The sequence below is a fragment of the Arthrobacter sp. SX1312 genome (assembly GCF_002929295.1).
Classification (GTDB): domain Bacteria; phylum Actinomycetota; class Actinomycetes; order Actinomycetales; family Micrococcaceae; genus Arthrobacter_D.
On sequence record NZ_PJIM01000001.1, the window covers coordinates 1,420,655 to 1,436,728 of the forward strand.

The 16,074-nt window shown below is 70.0% G+C and carries 16 protein-coding genes; 10 read left to right on the top strand and 6 right to left on the bottom strand.

Annotation, left to right across the window (positions count from 1 at the left end; translation table 11 throughout):
• Window positions 1-15: 15 nt before the first annotated feature.
• The 3 genes from CXQ92_RS06660 to nirB are packed head-to-tail and all read right to left on the bottom strand — an operon-like array spanning window position 16 to window position 4,862.
• Entirely contained in the window at window positions 16-1,137 is a 1,122-nt protein-coding gene (locus tag CXQ92_RS06660) for a uroporphyrinogen-III synthase (protein WP_104166318.1), read from the bottom strand.
• Complete coding sequence (gene cobA, locus CXQ92_RS06665) at window positions 1,137-2,177, bottom strand: uroporphyrinogen-III C-methyltransferase (protein WP_104166320.1); 1,041 nt, start codon at window positions 2,175-2,177, stop codon at window positions 1,137-1,139. Before cobA ends, CXQ92_RS06660 begins: the two co-directional genes overlap by 1 nt.
• A 3-nt stretch (window positions 2,178-2,180) precedes the next feature.
• Window positions 2,181-4,862 (bottom strand): nitrite reductase large subunit NirB, encoded by a 2,682-nt coding sequence (gene nirB / locus CXQ92_RS06670; RefSeq protein WP_104166322.1) that lies wholly within the window; start codon window positions 4,860-4,862, stop codon window positions 2,181-2,183.
• Between the two features lie 225 nt (window positions 4,863-5,087).
• On the opposite strand from nirB, the gene nirD reads away from it, so the two are divergent.
• The 3 genes from nirD (at window position 5,088) to CXQ92_RS06685 (ending at window position 7,072) form a co-directional block, all read left to right on the top strand.
• On the top strand, window positions 5,088-5,450 hold the full coding sequence (gene nirD, locus CXQ92_RS06675; RefSeq protein ID WP_104166324.1) for a nitrite reductase small subunit NirD: 363 nt from the start codon (window positions 5,088-5,090) through the stop codon (window positions 5,448-5,450).
• 27 nt (window positions 5,451-5,477) lie between these two features.
• The gene (locus tag CXQ92_RS06680) at window positions 5,478-6,290 is read left to right on the top strand and encodes a sirohydrochlorin chelatase (protein WP_104166326.1); all 813 of its coding nucleotides are present in this window, start codon (window positions 5,478-5,480) and stop codon (window positions 6,288-6,290) included.
• Between the two features lie 104 nt (window positions 6,291-6,394).
• The gene (locus CXQ92_RS06685; protein WP_258069767.1) at window positions 6,395-7,072 is read left to right on the top strand and encodes a M23 family metallopeptidase; all 678 of its coding nucleotides are present in this window, start codon (window positions 6,395-6,397) and stop codon (window positions 7,070-7,072) included.
• A gap of 27 nt (window positions 7,073-7,099) precedes the next feature.
• On the opposite strand, the gene glmM is transcribed toward CXQ92_RS06685, so the two are convergent.
• The 3 genes from glmM to rplM all read right to left on the bottom strand — a co-directional run bounded on the left by glmM (window position 7,100) and on the right by rplM (window position 9,548).
• Window positions 7,100-8,455, bottom strand: a complete 1,356-nt coding sequence (gene glmM / locus CXQ92_RS06690) for a phosphoglucosamine mutase (protein ID WP_104166810.1) — start codon at window positions 8,453-8,455, stop codon at window positions 7,100-7,102.
• 112 nt (window positions 8,456-8,567) lie between these two features.
• Complete coding sequence (gene rpsI / locus CXQ92_RS06695) at window positions 8,568-9,065, bottom strand: 30S ribosomal protein S9 (protein ID WP_043440692.1); 498 nt, start codon at window positions 9,063-9,065, stop codon at window positions 8,568-8,570.
• Between the two features lie 39 nt (window positions 9,066-9,104).
• On the bottom strand, window positions 9,105-9,548 hold the full coding sequence (rplM, locus tag CXQ92_RS06700) for a 50S ribosomal protein L13 (protein WP_043440690.1): 444 nt from the start codon (window positions 9,546-9,548) through the stop codon (window positions 9,105-9,107).
• Between the two features lie 450 nt (window positions 9,549-9,998).
• Here rplM and CXQ92_RS06705 point away from each other — a divergent pair, with 450 nt between their 5' ends.
• From CXQ92_RS06705 to CXQ92_RS06735, 7 genes are all read left to right on the top strand, one after another.
• Window positions 9,999-10,232: a Flp family type IVb pilin gene (locus tag CXQ92_RS06705; RefSeq protein WP_104166330.1), complete on the top strand. Its 234-nt coding sequence runs from the start codon at window positions 9,999-10,001 to the stop codon at window positions 10,230-10,232.
• Between the two features lie 90 nt (window positions 10,233-10,322).
• Window positions 10,323-10,712: a TadE/TadG family type IV pilus assembly protein gene (locus CXQ92_RS06710; protein ID WP_104166332.1), complete on the top strand. Its 390-nt coding sequence runs from the start codon at window positions 10,323-10,325 to the stop codon at window positions 10,710-10,712.
• Window positions 10,700-11,737: a pilus assembly protein TadG-related protein gene (locus CXQ92_RS06715; RefSeq protein ID WP_258069768.1), complete on the top strand. Its 1,038-nt coding sequence runs from the start codon at window positions 10,700-10,702 to the stop codon at window positions 11,735-11,737. The genes CXQ92_RS06710 and CXQ92_RS06715 overlap by 13 nt, the downstream gene beginning before the upstream one ends.
• Window positions 11,734-12,498 carry a Flp pilus assembly protein CpaB gene (cpaB, locus tag CXQ92_RS06720; RefSeq protein WP_104166334.1) on the top strand — a complete coding sequence of 255 codons (765 nt, stop codon included), beginning with the start codon at window positions 11,734-11,736 and terminating at the stop codon, window positions 12,496-12,498. The genes CXQ92_RS06715 and cpaB overlap by 4 nt, the downstream gene beginning before the upstream one ends.
• On the top strand, window positions 12,495-13,691 hold the full coding sequence (locus CXQ92_RS06725) for an AAA family ATPase (protein ID WP_104166336.1): 1,197 nt from the start codon (window positions 12,495-12,497) through the stop codon (window positions 13,689-13,691). Before cpaB ends, CXQ92_RS06725 begins: the two co-directional genes overlap by 4 nt.
• Complete coding sequence (locus CXQ92_RS06730) at window positions 13,688-15,127, top strand: CpaF family protein (RefSeq protein WP_104166338.1); 1,440 nt, start codon at window positions 13,688-13,690, stop codon at window positions 15,125-15,127. Before CXQ92_RS06725 ends, CXQ92_RS06730 begins: the two co-directional genes overlap by 4 nt.
• Before the next feature lie 4 nt (window positions 15,128-15,131).
• A complete protein-coding gene (locus CXQ92_RS06735) occupies window positions 15,132-16,067 on the top strand; it encodes a type II secretion system F family protein (RefSeq protein WP_104166340.1) in 936 nt (311 codons plus the stop codon).
• Window positions 16,068-16,074 lie beyond the last annotated feature (7 nt).

Genomic DNA, 16,074 nt, shown 5'->3' on the forward strand with positions numbered 1-16,074 from the left:
CGGAGGTGGGTCCGGTCAGAGGTGCAGCCGGTACCCGCGCTTGACGACCGTCTCGATCAGGGTGGGGTCCGGCAGGGACTTCCGCAGGCGGTTGACGCTCATGTCGAGCGCGTGCGCCGCACCGGCGGGGGTGAGGAGGTTGGTCAGGGCCTCCCGGCTGAGGACCGCGCCGCGGGCCGACAGCAGGGCCTTGAAGAGCGCCAGCTGGGCGGGGGCGAGATCCACCTGAACGCCGTCCACCCGCACGGCCCGGCCGCGCACCTCGACGTGGCCGGAGCGCGTGGAGAGCTGCTCCACGTGGTGCTCGGCCAGCTGGTCGCAGACCAGTCGGATCAGCGCACCCATGCGGAACCGCTCGGGGACGATGGGCGTGATCCCGGCGTCGAGCAGGGGCTGCGCCGTCACCGGCCCGACGGCCGCCGCGAGGACGCCGTGCCGGAACCGGTGCACGAGGTCCTCCTGCAGGCCCTGCTCGGCCGCGGTGCTGAACAGGGCGTCGACCGCCGGTGCGCTCGTGAACGTGACGCAGTCGAGCTGCCCGGCGCACACGGCCTCGATGAGCCGCGGCAGGCGTTCGGAGCCCTCCGGCTTGATCCACCGGTAGGGCGTGACGGTGAGCAGCGTGGCGCCCGCGGCCCGGAGCCGTTCGAGCTGGTGCTCGTCGGCGTAGGCGTGCAGCTGGACGCCGATGGTGAGGCCCGCGAGGTCCTCCTGGAGCAGCTGGTCCACGAGGGTCGCCGTCGTCTCGTCGGAGCTGATGCCGACGTCGTCCAGCCCGGCCGCGCGCACCGCTCCCCTGGCCTTCGGGCCCCGGACGTGGATCCGGCCGTTCCCGAGCACGTCGAGCAGGTCGTCGCCCAGCCCCGCGGCGTCGGCGGCTTCAAACCAGCGGCGCATCCCGTACGCGGTCGTGATGACGAAGAGGTCCGGGCGGGCGGACACCACCGCGGCGGTGTCCGCGAGGAGCGCCACATCCTCCGCGATCGGTGCGATCTTCAGTGCGGGTGCGTGGAACACCGAGGCGCCCCGCCGCTCGAGGGCGTCGATCAGATCACTGGACCGGCGGTCCGAGGTCACACCGATGCGGAATCCGGCCAGCTGGCCGCCGGAGCCTGTGGAACGGATGGCTTCGGTCATCACGCCAGCGACTCCGTCAGACGCGCGAGGTGCGCGGCGCTGCCCTGCAGCTGGAGCCCCACCCGCACCACCTCGCCGATGACCAGGACCGCGGGCGACTGGCAACGTGCGGCACCCGCGGCGGTGACGATCGTCGACAGCGTCCCCGACGTCGTCCGCTGTGATGCGCTGTACCCGCGCTCGACGACGGCGACCGGCATGTCGGGGTGCATCCCCGCCCTGCCGAGACCCGCGACCAGCTGGGGCAGCGTCGAGACGCCCATGAGGACCACGATGGTCCCGCCGAGGCCGGCGAGGTGGAGGTGTTCGTCGTCGGTCAGCGGTGCGTGCCCGGAGACCACGGTGAAGAGGTGGCTGACGCCGCGGTGCGTGACGGGGATGCCCGCGGCCGCCGGGACGGCGATCGACGAGCTGATGCCCGGCAGCACGGTGCAGGGCACCCGCGCCTCGAGGCACGCGGCGAGCTCCTCGCTCCCGCGTCCGAACACGAAGGGGTCGCCGCCCTTCAGCCGCACCGCGTGCCGTCCGGCGAGGGCGTGCTGCACCAGGAGGGCGTTGATGCCGGCCTGCGGTACGCGGTGGTGGCCGGGCAGCTTCCCGACGTCGACGAGCTCCGCCGAGGGCGCCAGCTCGGCCAGGGACTCCGTGGGCCCCAGCCGGTCGTAGAGGACGACGTCGGCGTCCCGGAGCGCGGCGGCCGCGTCGAGGGTCAGGAGTCCCCGGGCGCCGGGTCCGCCGCCGACCAGGCTCACGTGCCCGTTGTCCGAGGCGGCCGGTTCCCGGGTCAGGAGCGCGCCGGCGTCCCTGCACCGCTGCCGCAGGACGCCGTCCTGCACGGGCGCCTGCGGTAGTGCCGCGGCAGCGCCGTCCACCCGCACCACCAGGGTGGCGCCGTCGAGCTCATCGACGGCGGACGCGACAGTGTCGAACCGATCGACGTCGGCTCCGGCGGCGCGGTACCGGGTGACGATCCGCCGCGCCTCCCGCGCGTGTCCGACAACCACCACGCGGCGTCCGGTCAGGTCGATATCCAGGTGCACGGCTCAGCCCTCCAGGTTCTCTGCTGCGGCCGGTCCCGTCGGGACGCGGACGGGGATCACTGCGCCCAGACCCACCCGGGCGGCTCCGGCGTCGATCTCCGCCTGCGTGGCGGGGCGGCGCTGGCCGCGCTCCTCGACGAGGACGATCGACTGGTCGGCGGCGTCGGGTGCGTTGACGAAGGACCTGAAGCGGCGGAGCCTGTCCGGGTCCTTGAGGGTGGCGGCCCATTCGTCCTCGTAGTGCTCGACGTGCCGGGCCATCGCGGCCTCGAGGTCCGCGGCGATGCCGAGGGAGTCCCCGATGACGACGTCGCGCACGTGGTCGAGGCCCCCGTCGAGCTCGTCCATCCACCGCGCGGTGCGCTGCATGCGGTCGGCGGTGCGGATGTAGTACATGAGGTAGCGGTCGATGTACCGGATGAGGGTCTCGCCGTCGAGGTCCTGGGCGAGGAGCTGCGCATGCGCGGGCTGGAAGCCGCCGTTCCCCCCGACGTAGAGGTTCCAGCCCTGGTCGGTGGCGATCACGCCGACGTCCTTGCCCCGGGCCTCCGCGCACTCGCGGGCGCATCCCGACACGCCCATCTTGAACTTGTGCGGGGCCCGCAGCCCGCGGTACCGCAGCTCCAGCTCGATGGCCATCGCCACGGAGTCCTGCACGCCGAACCGGCACCAGGTGGACCCCACACAGGACTTCACGTTCCGCAGCGCCTTGCCGTAGGCCTGCCCGGATTCGAACCCGGCCTCGACGAGGATCTTCCAGATCTCCGGCAGCTGCTCCAGCCGGGCCCCGAAGAGGTCGATCCGCAGCGCGCCGGTGAGCTTCACGTACAGGCCGAACTGCTCGGCGACCTGCGCGATGACCGCGAGCTTCTGCGGCGTGATCTCCCCGCCGGGGATGCGGGGCACCACGGAGTAGGTACCGTTGCGCTGCATGTTCGCGAGTGCGCGGTCGTTGGTGTCCTGCAGGACCCCGCGTCCGCCGTCGAGCACGTATTCCCCGCGCTGCGTGGCGAGGATGGAGCCGATGGCCGGCTTGCAGATGTCGCAGCCGTGGCCGGCCCTCGCCTCCTCGGAGGCACCGAACCGCCGGATGATCTCCTGGAAGGACGCGAGATCGAGGGCCTGGATGGCTTCGAAGAGGTCGGGCCGGGACATAGCGAAGTGCTCGCAGATGCCCTTCGTGACGGCCCGGCCCGCCTTCGTGAGCTCGGTGTCGAGCAGCTTCTTCAGCATGGGGACGCAGGAGCCGCACTGGGTGCCGGCACGCGAGCACGCCTTGAGGGCCGGGAGGTCGAGCGCGGGCTCCGCGGCGGACCCGTCGGGGCCGAGCCCGTGGACCGCGGACCGGCAGGCCCCAACCGTCACGTTGTTGCAGGAGCAGAGGATGACGTCGTCGGGCAGGTCCGACGGCGGGGCGTCGCCTCCCCCGGCCGAGGAGAGGTAGGCGCCGGGCTCGGCGGGCAGCTCGCGTCCCAGCAGCGGTCGCAGCGCGGAATAGGGTGCGGTGTCGCCCACGAAGATCCCGCCGAGGAGCGTCCTGGCGTCGTCGGTGACCACGAGCTTCTGGTAGAGCCCCCGGGCGGGGTCGGCGTAGACGATCTCGAGGCTGCCGTCCGTCTCCGCGAGCGCGTCGCCGAAGCTCGCGACCTCGACGCCCGAGAGCTTGAGCTTGGTGGCGGTGTCGAAGCCGGGGAAGCTGGAGTGGCCTCCGAGGATGCCGTCGGCACAGACCTCCGCCATCGCGTTCGCGGGAGCCACCAGCCCCATGCTGACGCCCTCGTAGTTCGCCACCTCCCCGATCGCCCAGACGCCGGGCCTCCCGGTCCCGCAGGCCGCGCTGATCACCACGCCGCCGCGGGGTGCCACGTCGAGTCCCGCGTCGCGGGCGAGCTCGTCGCGCGGCCGGATGCCGACGGCGAACACCACGAGGTCGGCCGGGAGGACGGCGCCGTCGCTCAGGGTCACGCCCGTGACCCTGCCGCCGTCGTCCGTCCCGATGGCGACGGGCGCCCCTCCGCAGTGGATACCCAGCCCCTTCGCGCTGATGAGCCGGCCGAGCGCCTGGCCGCCGCCCTGGTCGAGCTGCGCGTTCATCAGCCAGCCGGCGCGGTTGACCACCGTGGACGAGGCACCGAGCTGCTCGAGTCCGCCGGCTGCTTCGAGGCCGAGCAGCCCGCCCCCGATGACGACGGCGCGGGGAGCCCGGCCGAGGGCGGCCGCCAGCCGGGCCGTCTCGGTGCGCAGCCACTGCACGTCGTCGAGGGTGCGGTAGACCGCGGCGTGCTCCGACCCCGGCAGGGGCAGGCGCACGGCACCCGAGCCCGTGGCCAGCACGACGTCGTCGTACGCGTATCTCTCGCCGGAGGCGCCCTCGACGCACCGCGCGGCGAGGTCCAGGCGGACCGCCCGCTCTCCCGTCACGAGCCGGATCGCGGGTTCCCGCCACATGAGCGGCTCCCCGAGTCCGAGGTCCACGTCGCCGGTCAGCGCGCTGCTCAGGGCCACGCGGTCGTACGGTGCGTGGGCCTCCTCGGTCAGGACCGTGATGTGCAGCCCGTCCATGCCGCGCCGCCACAGTGCCTCGACCAGCCGGTGGGCGGCGGGCCCACCGCCCACGACGACGACGCGCCGCTCCCGCGGCACGGCGGCCGCCTCGACGGGCCGGGATGATCGGGTCTCGCTCATGTGGTGCCTTCCGTCCGGACCGGGGCGCTCCCGCTGCTCCCTCCACGGTACGAACAGGCAATTTCCCGGATGTGTCGCCGATGTGTCGCCACGTTAACTTCGGGCTCACCGGCGGGACTCCGCGCCGTGAGGCGCACGTTACCGCCGCGCAACAGCGCCGGGACCTCGATGACACGTCCGCCGCCTAGCGTTGCAGGAACGCATCCCGTCACCGAGGAGAACGCCATGACCGAGCTCATCCTGCAGCGTCCTGCCCCCTCGAGTACCACCTGGGTCGCCGTCTGCCGCATCGACGACCTCGAGGAGTGCTGGGGTGAGGCGGCGCTGGTGGGCCGGGAGCAGATCGCCCTGTTCCGCCTGCCCGGCAACCGGGTGCACGCCGTCGGCAACATCGATCCGCGGACCCGGGCCGCTGTCATGGCACGGGGGATCATCGGATCACGGGGAGCGGCGCCCACGATCGCCTCGCCCCTCCACAAGGAGGTCTACGACCTGGCGAGCGGGGCCTGCCTGTCCGGCGGCGAGGGGCTCCAGGCCTACCCGGTGCGGTGCAGGGACGGCATCGTCGAGGTCCACGTTGCCGCCTGAGGCGTGGGCGGTGCTTCAATGGCAGCCATGATCGCGAATCCCGTGCCGGGGCTCCCGCCCGTCCTCATCGCCTGCTCCCATGGCACCGACAACGCCCAGGGCCGGCGTGCGATCGATGCCGTGCGTGCGGGGATCACGGCGCTCCGCCCGGAGGTGGAGGTCCGCGAGGCGTACGTCGATGTGCAGGAGCCGGACCTCGTGGACGTGGTGGCGTCCCTTCCGGCCGGCCGGCCGGCTGTCATCGTGCCGCTGCTGCTCTCCGTCGGCTACCACGTCAAGGTGGACATCGCCCGGGCGGCGGCGAGCCGGCCCAGAACGGTGTCGGCTCTCCCGCTGGGCCCGGATCCGCGGCTGGCCCGGGTGCTGCAGCAGCGGCTCACCGAGGCCGGGGTGGACGACGCCGACGCCGTGGTGCTGGCCGCCGCGGGATCCTCCGACGCCTGTGCCGTGGAGGACGTCGCCGAGGTGCGGGCCGTCCTCGCCGAGCTCAGGACGGGCCGGGTGGGAGCGGGCTTCGGATCGAAGGCCGTCCCGTCCGTCCCCGACGCCGTCGAGGCCCTGCGAACGGGGTCGGGCCGGCGGGTCGCGGTGGCGTCCTACCTGCTGGCCCCAGGCTACTTCCACGACCAGTTGGCGACGGCCGGCGCCGATGTCGTGAGTGCACCCCTGCTCCCGAGTCCGCTGATCGCGGAGATCGCCCTGTCGCGGTACGACGACGCCGTCGAGCGCCTGCTCGTGGGGGTGCCGCACGGCTCCTCCAGCGGCGCTGCCGGCTGCGACCGGCCGTGCCGGGCGCAGGTGTCCTCGTGTGTCCGGAGCGGTGCTGCCCGCGTGGACTGACGGCGCCTGTCGGGGCACGGCCCTGCCGCGGTGGAGGCCTCGCTCGCATCAGGGCGCCGCCCGCGCCCTCGCCCACGGCGGCGGGGAGGATGACAATGGAGCGCGTGGGACATCCTGCCGCTGGCGGCGACCCGGTGCTGCTGCAGTACCCGCTGCAGGGGAGCTTCCGCGCACGCAACAGCCCTGCGCGTCGCGTCCCGAGTCACGGCACCCACCTCATGGGCACCACCTATGCCATCGACCTCGTCCCCGTGGGTGCCGGCGGCCGTCCGGCGCCCAGGACCTGGCGGAGCCTCGTCGCCACGGAGTCACCGGAGGACTTCATCGGGTTCGGTGCACCGGTGCTCGCGCCGGCCGGCGGCGTCGTCGTCATCGCCCACGACGGCGAGGAGGACCACGCGGCGCGACGGTCGCAGCTGGCGCTGTTGCCCTACGCGGCCGGGCAGACACAGCGCCTCGGGCGTGGGGCGGGCGCCATCGCCGGCAACCACGTGGTCATCGCCATGGATCCGGGTGGGCCCTTCGTGCTGGTCGCCCACCTGCGCAGGTCCTCCCTCCGCGTCGACGTGGGCACCCGCTTGAGCGCCGGTCAGCCGATCGGCGAGTGCGGGAACTCGGGGAACAGTACGCAGCCCCATGTGCACGTCCAGGTCACGGACAGCACGGCATGGCCGAGCGCCCGAGGGCTGCCGATCGCCTTCCGGACACCCTCGGGTGTCGAGCTTCCGGCCGAATCGCAGCTCATCGTCGTGCCGAGGACGGGACGCGCTGCTGCCGAGTAGTGCGTACCGGCGGGCGGAGTCGCCGGGTCAGGCGACCGTCTCGAGGGACAGACGCTCCTGCACCGTCGCGGCCAGGCTGTCGGCGATGCGCTGGGCGGTCACGAGGTCGGCTGCCTCGACCATGACGCGCACCACCGGCTCCGTGCCGGAGGGGCGCAGCAGCACACGTCCGGTCTCGCCGAGGATCGCCTCGGCCTCGCGGACGGCGTCCTGCACGCCCTCGTCCGAGTTCGCGGCGCTGCGGTCCACGCCCCTGACGTTGATGAGCACCTGGGGAAGTTTCGTCATGACGGCGGCGAGCTCCTTGAGGCTCTTGCCGGTCCCTGCCATGCGTGAGGCCAGCTGCAGCCCGGTCAGGACGCCGTCGCCCGTGGTGGCGTACTCAGCGAAGATGACATGGCCGGACTGCTCGCCGCCGAGGCTGTAGCCCCCGTCGCGCATCCCCTCGAGGACGTAGCGGTCCCCCACTCCGGTCTCCATGATGGTGACGCCCGCTTCGCGCAGCGCGATCTTCAGTCCCAGGTTGCTCATCACGGTCGCCACGAGGGTGTTGTCCTTGAGCTTCCCGGCGTCCTTCATCGCCAGCGCCATCACGGCCATGATCTGGTCGCCGTCCACGATCGTCCCCTCGTGGTCCACGGCGAGGCACCGGTCGGCGTCGCCGTCGTGCGCGATGCCGAGGTCGGCGCCGTGCTCGAGGACGGCGGACTGCAGCTTCTCGAGGTGCGTCGAGCCGTAGCCGTCGTTGATGTTCACGCCGTCGGGATCCGCGCCGATGACGATGATGTCCGCGCCGGCGTCCCGGAAGACCTCGGGCGAACAGCCGCTCGCCGCGCCGTGGGCGCAGTCGATGACCACCTTCAGTCCCTCGAGGCGGTGCGGGAGGGTCTTGAGGAGGTGGACCACGTAGCGGTCCTCGGCGTCGGCGAAGCGCTGGATGCGTCCTACTTCGCCCGCCACGGGGCGCAGCCTCGGCCGCGCCATCTCGTCCTCGATGGCATCCTCGAGCGCGTCGCTGAGCTTGTTGCCGCCGCGGGCGAGGAACTTGATGCCGTTGTCCGGGGCGGGATTGTGGGACGCGGAGATCATGACGCCGAAGTCGGCGCCGAGATCGGCCACGAGGAACGCTGCCGCCGGCGTCGGCAGGACGCCGGCGTCGTAGACGTCGACACCGGAGCTGGCGAGCCCGGCCTCGACGGCGGCCGCGATGAACTCACCGCTGATGCGGGGATCGCGGGCGATGACCGCGGTGGGGCGGCGGCCGTCCGAGGCGTTGTGGCCGAGGACGACGGCGGCCGCCTGGGCCAGCTGGAGGGACAACTCAGCCGTGATCAGGCCATTGGCCAGGCCGCGGACGCCGTCGGTTCCGAATAACTTGCTCATCGTGATCATCCTAAGTGCAGAGATTGGAACCGCTAAGGCGGGTCCTCAACAGGTTAAAGCACGATGCCCGCCCGGGAGGCCCGGACGGGCATCTGCGCGTGTCCTGGAAGGATCAGCGCTTGGAGTACTGAGGCGCCTTGCGTGCCTTCTTGAGACCAGCCTTCTTGCGCTCGATGACGCGGGCGTCACGAGTCAGGAAGCCTGCCTTCTTGAGGGCGGGGCGGTTGTTCTCGCGGTCGATCTCGTTCAGCGTGCGCGCGACTCCGAGGCGGAGTGCACCGGCCTGGCCGGAGGGTCCGCCGCCGTGGATGCGGGCGATGACGTCGTAGGCGCCGTCGAGCTCGAGGAGCTTGAAGGGGTCATTGACTTCCTGCTGGTGCAGCTTGTTCGGGAAGTAGTCGGCGAGCTCGCGCCCGTTGACGATCCACTTGCCGGTGCCGGGGACGAGGCGCACGCGGGCGACAGCTTCCTTGCGGCGTCCGACGGCTCCGCCGCCGACGGTCAGCGCGGGACGCTCCTTGACGGCGGTCTCGCCGCCTTCGGTGGACTCTGAGGTGTAGCTCGTGAGCTCCTCAGTCGGTTCGTTCAGCTCTTCAGTGTTCTCAGCCACGGTTCTCCTTGAAGTGATTTTTAGTACTGGTGGCCAGGACTACTGGGCGACCTGAGTGATTTCGTATGTCTTGGGCTGCTGCGCGGCGTGGGGGTGCTCGGCGCCGCGGTAGACCTTCAGCTTGCCGATCTGCTGTGCAGCCAGCGAGTTCTTGGGGAGCATGCCACGGATGGCCTTCTCGACCGCGCGCTCCGGGTTCTTGTCCAGGAGTTCCACGTAGGTGGTGGACTTCAGACCGCCCGGGTAACCGGAGTGGCGGTAGGCGCGCTTCTGCTCGAGCTTGGAGCCGGTGAGGGCTACCTTTTCAGCGTTGATGATGATGACGAAATCGCCCATGTCCATGTGGGGAGCGAAGGTCGGCTTGTGCTTTCCGCGGAGCAGGATTGCGGTCTGGCTGGCAAGACGGCCGAGGACGACGTCGGTTGCATCGATTACGTGCCACTGGCGGTTGATGTCGCCTGGCTTCGGGGTGTACGTACGCACGGTTATGGCCTTCGTTTCTATTTCGGTGTCGCCCGTGGCCACGGAGAACGTCCGTACCCGCGGGCTCAGCTTATTCATGCGTTACCGGAACTTCAGGTGAGGGCTGAAATACGACCAGTCATCCCGTGAATCTCGGCTCCGCCCCCGGGCCAGGTGGTTCTGCAACTGAACCGCTCCGAAGGGCGCAGACGTATCGAGAAGGGACACGCACAACGACTCCCAAGGATAGCCTGCCGTACTGGGGCGGGTCAAAAGGGGCCGGCGGCGGCGTCGGCGGAGGCGCAAAGCAGCGCGAGCGCAGGTTTTGCGCAGGGCGCGTGCAGACCCGACGCAGGTTCGTGAATGTTCACTCAGGATCAGGGCAAACCCGGTTTCCTGCGGGTTCCCGTTGCTAGGTTTCTGGCAGCGCTGGCGCTGGGTCAGCTGCCGTCCCCCCTCAGGAGTTCCATCATGTTCCTCGTATCCGACACCCGCATGCACCTCCTCCCCCGCCTGGTCCGCAAAGAAGACGGAGCGACCGCCGTCGAGTACGGCATCATGGTCGCCCTCATCGCCGTCGTTATCATCGCGGCCGTCACGCTGCTCGGCGGCGGACTGAACAGTGCCTTCGAAAATGCTGAGTGCACCATCGGTGGCGGAACATACGTTCCGGCAGCCGGCGCTAACCCCAGTGCCTGCAACTAACGCCGACTCGGAACGGGGTGCGGCTCACCCGCGCCCCGTTCTGCCCTCCAATCAGATCAACGTTCAGATCAATGAAGAGGTAATTCGACGATGGAAAGAAAGGAACACGGAGCTGTAGCAGTCGAAATGGCTCTCCTTCTTCCCATCCTCATCCTGCTCCTCTTCGGCATCATGGAGTTCGGTCGCGCTTTCAATACGCAAGTCACGCTGACCAATGCCGCCCGCGATGGTGTTCGCGTCATGTCCATCTCGAAGGATACGACTAAGGCCAAGACGTCGACAATAACCGCCGCGGGCACGCTACGGCCGGCCCTGAAAGCGACGGACATAGCGATCTCAGTTCCGGGGGCGACAACAGCCACTCCGTGCCCTGCTGGTAGCACGGCTACTGTCACCATTACCTACACGCTGAGCACCCTCACGAAGATTGCTGGACCGTTCTCCATGACCGGCAAGGGAGTGATGCTGTGCGGCGGCTGAAGCAGCGGCCCGGCATACGCCAGGAGCAGGGCGCCGTCAGTGTCCTCGTCGCCCTCCTCATGGTCGTCCTACTCGGGTTCGCCGCTCTGGCCATCGACGTGGGAATGCTCGTCTCCGAGAAGGCGCAGCTGCAGAACGGCGCCGATGCCGGCTCCCTTGCCATTGCCCAGAAGTGCGCTCTGAATTTGAATGACGCCGATTGTGACTCGACCGCGCCCGTTGCCCGCAGCCTGGCCAACAGCAACGCCCTCGATACGAAGAGCAACGTGAAGAACGTCGTCGTGAACGAGACAAGCCGGAAAGTCACCGTCACCACCGGTGCGCTTCAGGACGGGCAGGCACCCAATCGCATGTCACTTGTCTTCGCCAATGCACTCGGCATCAGTTCCAGTGAGGTGACGGCATCGTCGACGGCCACGTGGGGAAGCCCTACCTCCGGGCCCGCGCCGTTTCCCATCACCTTCTCGGAGTGTGAACTGAAGGATGGGCCCGGCTGGCAAGTGGTGGAGTTTCGAAAGAAGTCGGACGCTACACCCGCGTGCACAGGCGGTCCACCGGGGGGCTTCGGCAGCCTGGATCAGGTAGCCGGGAAGTGCGAGGCCTTCGTCAACATCTCGCAGAGCGCCTCGGGCAGCAACACCGGCAATACCGGAGCGCCCAGCAACTGCGTCCCGCTCCTGCAGGAATGGCGGGCACAGATCGAAGCAGGCGACGCTCCCGTCGGCCTGTTCCCGATCTACCGCAGCGTCAGTGACAGCGGCAGCAATGCCGTCTACCAACTCACTGGTTTCGCCGCATTCGAGGTCCACGGCTGGAAGTTCAAGCAGGAGGGGAACTCCACGTTCCCCGACTCCTTTCGCGACAACTACTACGCCGGCCACAAGTGCAGCTCCACGCAATGCATCGGCATCATCGGCAGGTTCGTGAGGATGGTCTCTCTTGACGACGCCTACAAGCTCGGCCCCTACGACCCCACCATGGGCACCGCGGTCGTCCGACTCACCCTCGAGGAAGCAACTTCATGAAATCCCGTCTCCTGGCCGGCGTCGCCGCCGTCGTCCTCGCGCTCGTCGGAGCCCTGATGCTGTTCGGCTACGCGCAGGGCGCGGAAGCACGCGCGGTCGAGGGCCTCGACCCGGTGGACGTCCTGGTCGTGGCCACCGCCGTTCCTGCAGGCACGCCGGTCGAGGAACTCCAGCCATTCCTCACCACCAAGGCCCTGCCGGCCACCGCGGTTGGAGGATCCGCGCTCAAGGACCTCGACTCGTCCACGGGCAGGATCACCGCCGTGGAGCTCATGCCAGGTGAGCAGCTGCTCGCCGAGCGCCTCGTCGACCCGGATGACGCCGCAACGACCGGCAGCGTCGATGTGCCCGAGGGCCTGCAGGAGGTCTCCTTCACGATCGAGCCGGACCGCGCCGTCGGCGGCAAGATCGCCCCCGGTGACACCGTGGGCGTGTTCATCTCTTTGGAGACGGGAGGTCTCGAGCAGGAGCCGGACGTCCCGACGACGAAGCTCGCTCTCCACAAGATCCTCGTCACCTCCGTGCAGCGCGCCCCCACCCCCGTCGCAGCCGACCCCGCCGCGGATCCTGAAGCGCAGGCCCGCGCCGAGGCCGAGGCGCTACCGAGCGGCTCCCTCATGCTCACCATCGCCGTCGACACCGCCCAGGCGACGAAGATCGTGCACGCCAACCAGAACGCCACGCTGTGGCTGAGCAAGGAAACGGCCGCGACGGTCGAGGGAGACTCCCCCATCGTCCAGAACAAGGAACTGTACCGATGAGCAGATTCGTCCTGATCACCCCCAGCTCGGACTTCGAGCAGAAGGTCCGCCACGCCGTCGCCGGCGGGCTGCAGGGCCACGTGAAGAGCCTGCCCGCGAGCGTCCTGACCGGGGACCCGACCTCCGTCCTCGACCAGCTGGGACTCGAGCGGCCGGAAGTGCTGGTCTTCGGGCCGGGCATCGCCATCGAGGAAGCGCTGCGCCTCGCCCTGGTCGTGGACGTGACCTTCCCGGAGATCAGCGTGGTGCTCGTGCACGACGACCACCCGGACATCGCCCTGCAAGCGATGCGTGCCGGCGTCCGCGACATCCTCTCCCCGCTGGCGGACATCGCGAGCATCCGAGCCCAGCTCGAACGCGCATGCCAGGCCTTCGCGACCCGCCAGCGCACCGGGACGCAGCCGCCCCGCGAACAGCAGAGCGGTCTCGTCATCGGCGTGTTCTCCCCGAAGGGTGGCGTCGGCAAGACGACGGTCGCCACGAATTTGGCGGTCGGCCTCGGGAAGCTGGCGCCGATGAGCGTGGTCATCGTGGACCTCGACCTCCAGTTCGGCGACGTCGGCACCGGCCTCTACCTGACCCCCGAGTACTCCGTGCTGGACGCCGTCACGGGCGCTGCCACCCAGGACTCGATGGTCCTCAAGGCCTTCCTGACCCCGCACCCCTCGGGCATCTACGCCCTCTGCGGCCCCAAGAACCCCGCCGACGCCGACCGCGTCTCCTCGGCCCAGGTGACCCGCCTGATTCAGCAGCTGGCAATGGAGTTCCGCTACGTCGTCGTCGACACCGGCCCCGGGCTCACCGAGCCGAGCCTCGCCGCGCTGGAGCAGTGCACCGACGCCGTCTGGGTGACCGGCATGGACGTGCCGAGCGTCCGGGGCCTCCGTACCGGCCTCGACGTCCTGCAGCAGCTCAACCTCCTGCCCGAGACCCGCCACGTGGTCCTCAACTTCGCCGACACGAAGACGGGCCTCTCGGTGGAGGACATCGAAGCGACCCTCAACGCGCCCGTCGATGTGTCCATCCCCCGCTCCCGGGCCATCACCCTCGCGACGAACCGCGGCGTCCCTCTGCTCCAGGACAAGGTCCGTGATCCCGCGACGAAGAGCCTCACGGAGCTCGTGCAGCGGTTCGACCACGAGTGGCGCGCGAAGTCGCAGAAGAAGCTGCACCGCCGGGTGGTGGTCCGATGAAGCTCTCCGCCCGCATCCAGGCCGCCGGGCTCTCGACCGCGCCCGCCGTCGTCGAACCCGATGCTCCCGACGCGCCACCGGCAGCTCCGCGCCCGGCCACCCTCGCGCCCGCCGTCGTCCGCGAAGCACCCCAGAAGCCCGGCAGTGCGAAGGTGGACGTCTTCGCGGGCCTCAAGCAGCGCGCAGCCTCCGCCCTGTTCGAGCGCATGGGCACCCGCGCGAGCGACACCTCCATCAGCGAGGAGGACCTGAAGGTCGTCGCGCGCGAGGAGCTGAGCCAGATCATCGACGCCGAGCAGGTACCGCTCAGCCCCGATGAACGGCGCCGCCTCATCCAGGACGTGGCCGACGACGTCCTCGGGTTCGGCCCGCTCCAGCGCCTCCTCGATGACGAATCGGTCACCGAGATCATGGTGAACCGGATGGACCAGATCTATGTGGAGCAGCAGGGCAGGCTGACGCTCAGCGACTCCCGGTTCAGCTCGGAGGAGCACCTGCGCCGCGTCATCGAGCGCATCGTCTCCAAGGTGGGCCGCCGCATCGACGAGTCCTCCCCCTTCGTCGATGCCCGCCTCGAGGACGGGTCCCGCGTCAACGCGGTCATCCCTCCGCTCGCGGTCAACGGCTCGTCGCTGACCATCCGCAAGTTCAGCAAGGTCCCCCTGACGGTCCAGAACCTCATCGACTTCGGCACGCTCACCCCGGAGATGGCCGAACTGCTGGACGCCTGCGTGAAGGCGAAGCTCAACATCATTGTCTCGGGGGGCACGGGCACTGGGAAGACCACCCTGCTCAACGTGCTGTCCTCGTTCCTCCCCGAGGGCGACCGCATCGTCACCATCGAGGACGCCGTCGAGCTGCAGATCCAGCAGCAGCACGTGGTGCGCCTGGAGAGCCGCCCGCCGAACACCGAGGGCAAGGGCGCCGTGAGCATCCGCGACCTCGTCCGCAACTCCCTCCGCATGCGGCCCGACCGCATCGTCATCGGCGAGGTGCGTGGCGGCGAGTCCCTCGACATGCTGCAGGCCATGAACACCGGACACGACGGCTCGCTGTCCACCGTCCACGCCAACTCCCCCAGGGACGCCGTGGCCCGCCTCGAAACCCTTGTGCTCATGGCCGGCATGGACCTGCCCCTGCGGGCCATCCGCGAACAGCTGGCGTCCGCCGTCAACCTCGTGGTGCAGATCTCGCGCCTCCGCGACGGCAGCCGGCGCATCACGCACGTCACCGAGGTGCAGGGCATGGAGGGCGACGTCGTCACACTGCAGGACGCCTTCGTCTTCGACTACTCAGCGGGAGTCGACCACAAGGGCCGCTTCCTCGGTAAGCCCGTGCCGACCGGCATCCGACCGCGGTTCATGGAGCGCTTCGAGGACATGGGGATCACGGTGTCGCCGGCCGTCTTCGGGTCCGCGCCGCCGCGCGGGCGGTAGGCGCATGACCCTCCTCCTCGTCGGCGGTGCCGCCCTGGTGATCGGCGGGATCGTCCTGCTGCTCGTGGCACTCCGGCCTGCCCAGTCGCCGGTCCCGCTGGACCGCCGCCGGCCACCTCGACAGCAGCAGGACTCGCAGCTCTCACGCTTCGCGGGGGCGGCCGGACGTGCGATGGATGCCTACCTGCGCCGGCACCCGATGCGCTTCCTCGACCAGAACGTCCTCGAGACGGCAGGCATCAGGATCAGCCAGGCCGAGGTCTACCTGCTCGTGGTCCTCGGCGGCATCACCGGGCTCCTGCTGGGGTGGGCGCTGCTCGCGCCGGTCGTCGGCGTCCTCCTGTTCCTGCTCTCCCCCGCCGTCGCGCACCTGGTGGTGTCCTTCCGGACGGGACGACGGCGTCGCCGCTTCGACTCACAGCTCGGCGACACGCTGCAGCTGCTCACCGGAGGCCTGCGGGCGGGTCACAGCATCCTGCGGGCGATCGACGCCGCGGCCACGGAGGCGGACAGCCCGACGTCCGAGGAGATGCGCCGGATCGTCGCCGAGACGAGCCTCGGCAAGGATCTCCTTGCCGCGCTCATGGACACCTCGCACCGCATGCAGAACGAGGACTTCGCCTGGATCGCGCAGGCCATCCAGATCAACCGCGAGGTCGGTGGGGACCTCGCCGACGTGCTCGACCAGGTGGGGCACACCATCCGCGAGCGCACGGAGATCAAGGGCCACATCCGCGCCCTCGCCGCGGAGGGGAAGTTCTCCGCCTACATCCTGGGAGCGCTGCCGTTCGCGATTGCGCTGATGCTCACCGTGGTCAGCCCCGGCTACGTCGACCCGCTGTTCACGAAGCCGCTGGGCTGGGTGATGCTCGGAGCCGCCGCCGTCATGATGGCGATCGGCGGGCTCTGGCTGCGCAAGATCATCGACCTGAAGTTCTGAGGAGACC

Coding starts and splice junctions, on each gene's coding strand:
- CXQ92_RS06680 (WP_104166326.1), top strand. CDS start 5,478: ATGATCGCGAATCCCGTGCCGGGGCTCCCGCCCGTCCTCATCGCCTGC.
- cpaB (WP_104166334.1), top strand. CDS start 11,734: ATGAAATCCCGTCTCCTGGCCGGCGTCGCCGCCGTCGTCCTCGCGCTC.
- nirB (WP_104166322.1), bottom strand. CDS start 4,862: ATGAGCGAGACCCGATCATCCCGGCCCGTCGAGGCGGCCGCCGTGCCG.
- glmM (WP_104166810.1), bottom strand. CDS start 8,455: ATGAGCAAGTTATTCGGAACCGACGGCGTCCGCGGCCTGGCCAATGGC.
- CXQ92_RS06735 (WP_104166340.1), top strand. CDS start 15,132: ATGACCCTCCTCCTCGTCGGCGGTGCCGCCCTGGTGATCGGCGGGATC.
- CXQ92_RS06710 (WP_104166332.1), top strand. CDS start 10,323: ATGGAAAGAAAGGAACACGGAGCTGTAGCAGTCGAAATGGCTCTCCTT.
- CXQ92_RS06705 (WP_104166330.1), top strand. CDS start 9,999: ATGTTCCTCGTATCCGACACCCGCATGCACCTCCTCCCCCGCCTGGTC.
- nirD (WP_104166324.1), top strand. CDS start 5,088: ATGACCGAGCTCATCCTGCAGCGTCCTGCCCCCTCGAGTACCACCTGG.
- CXQ92_RS06730 (WP_104166338.1), top strand. CDS start 13,688: ATGAAGCTCTCCGCCCGCATCCAGGCCGCCGGGCTCTCGACCGCGCCC.
- CXQ92_RS06660 (WP_104166318.1), bottom strand. CDS start 1,137: ATGACCGAAGCCATCCGTTCCACAGGCTCCGGCGGCCAGCTGGCCGGA.
- CXQ92_RS06725 (WP_104166336.1), top strand. CDS start 12,495: ATGAGCAGATTCGTCCTGATCACCCCCAGCTCGGACTTCGAGCAGAAG.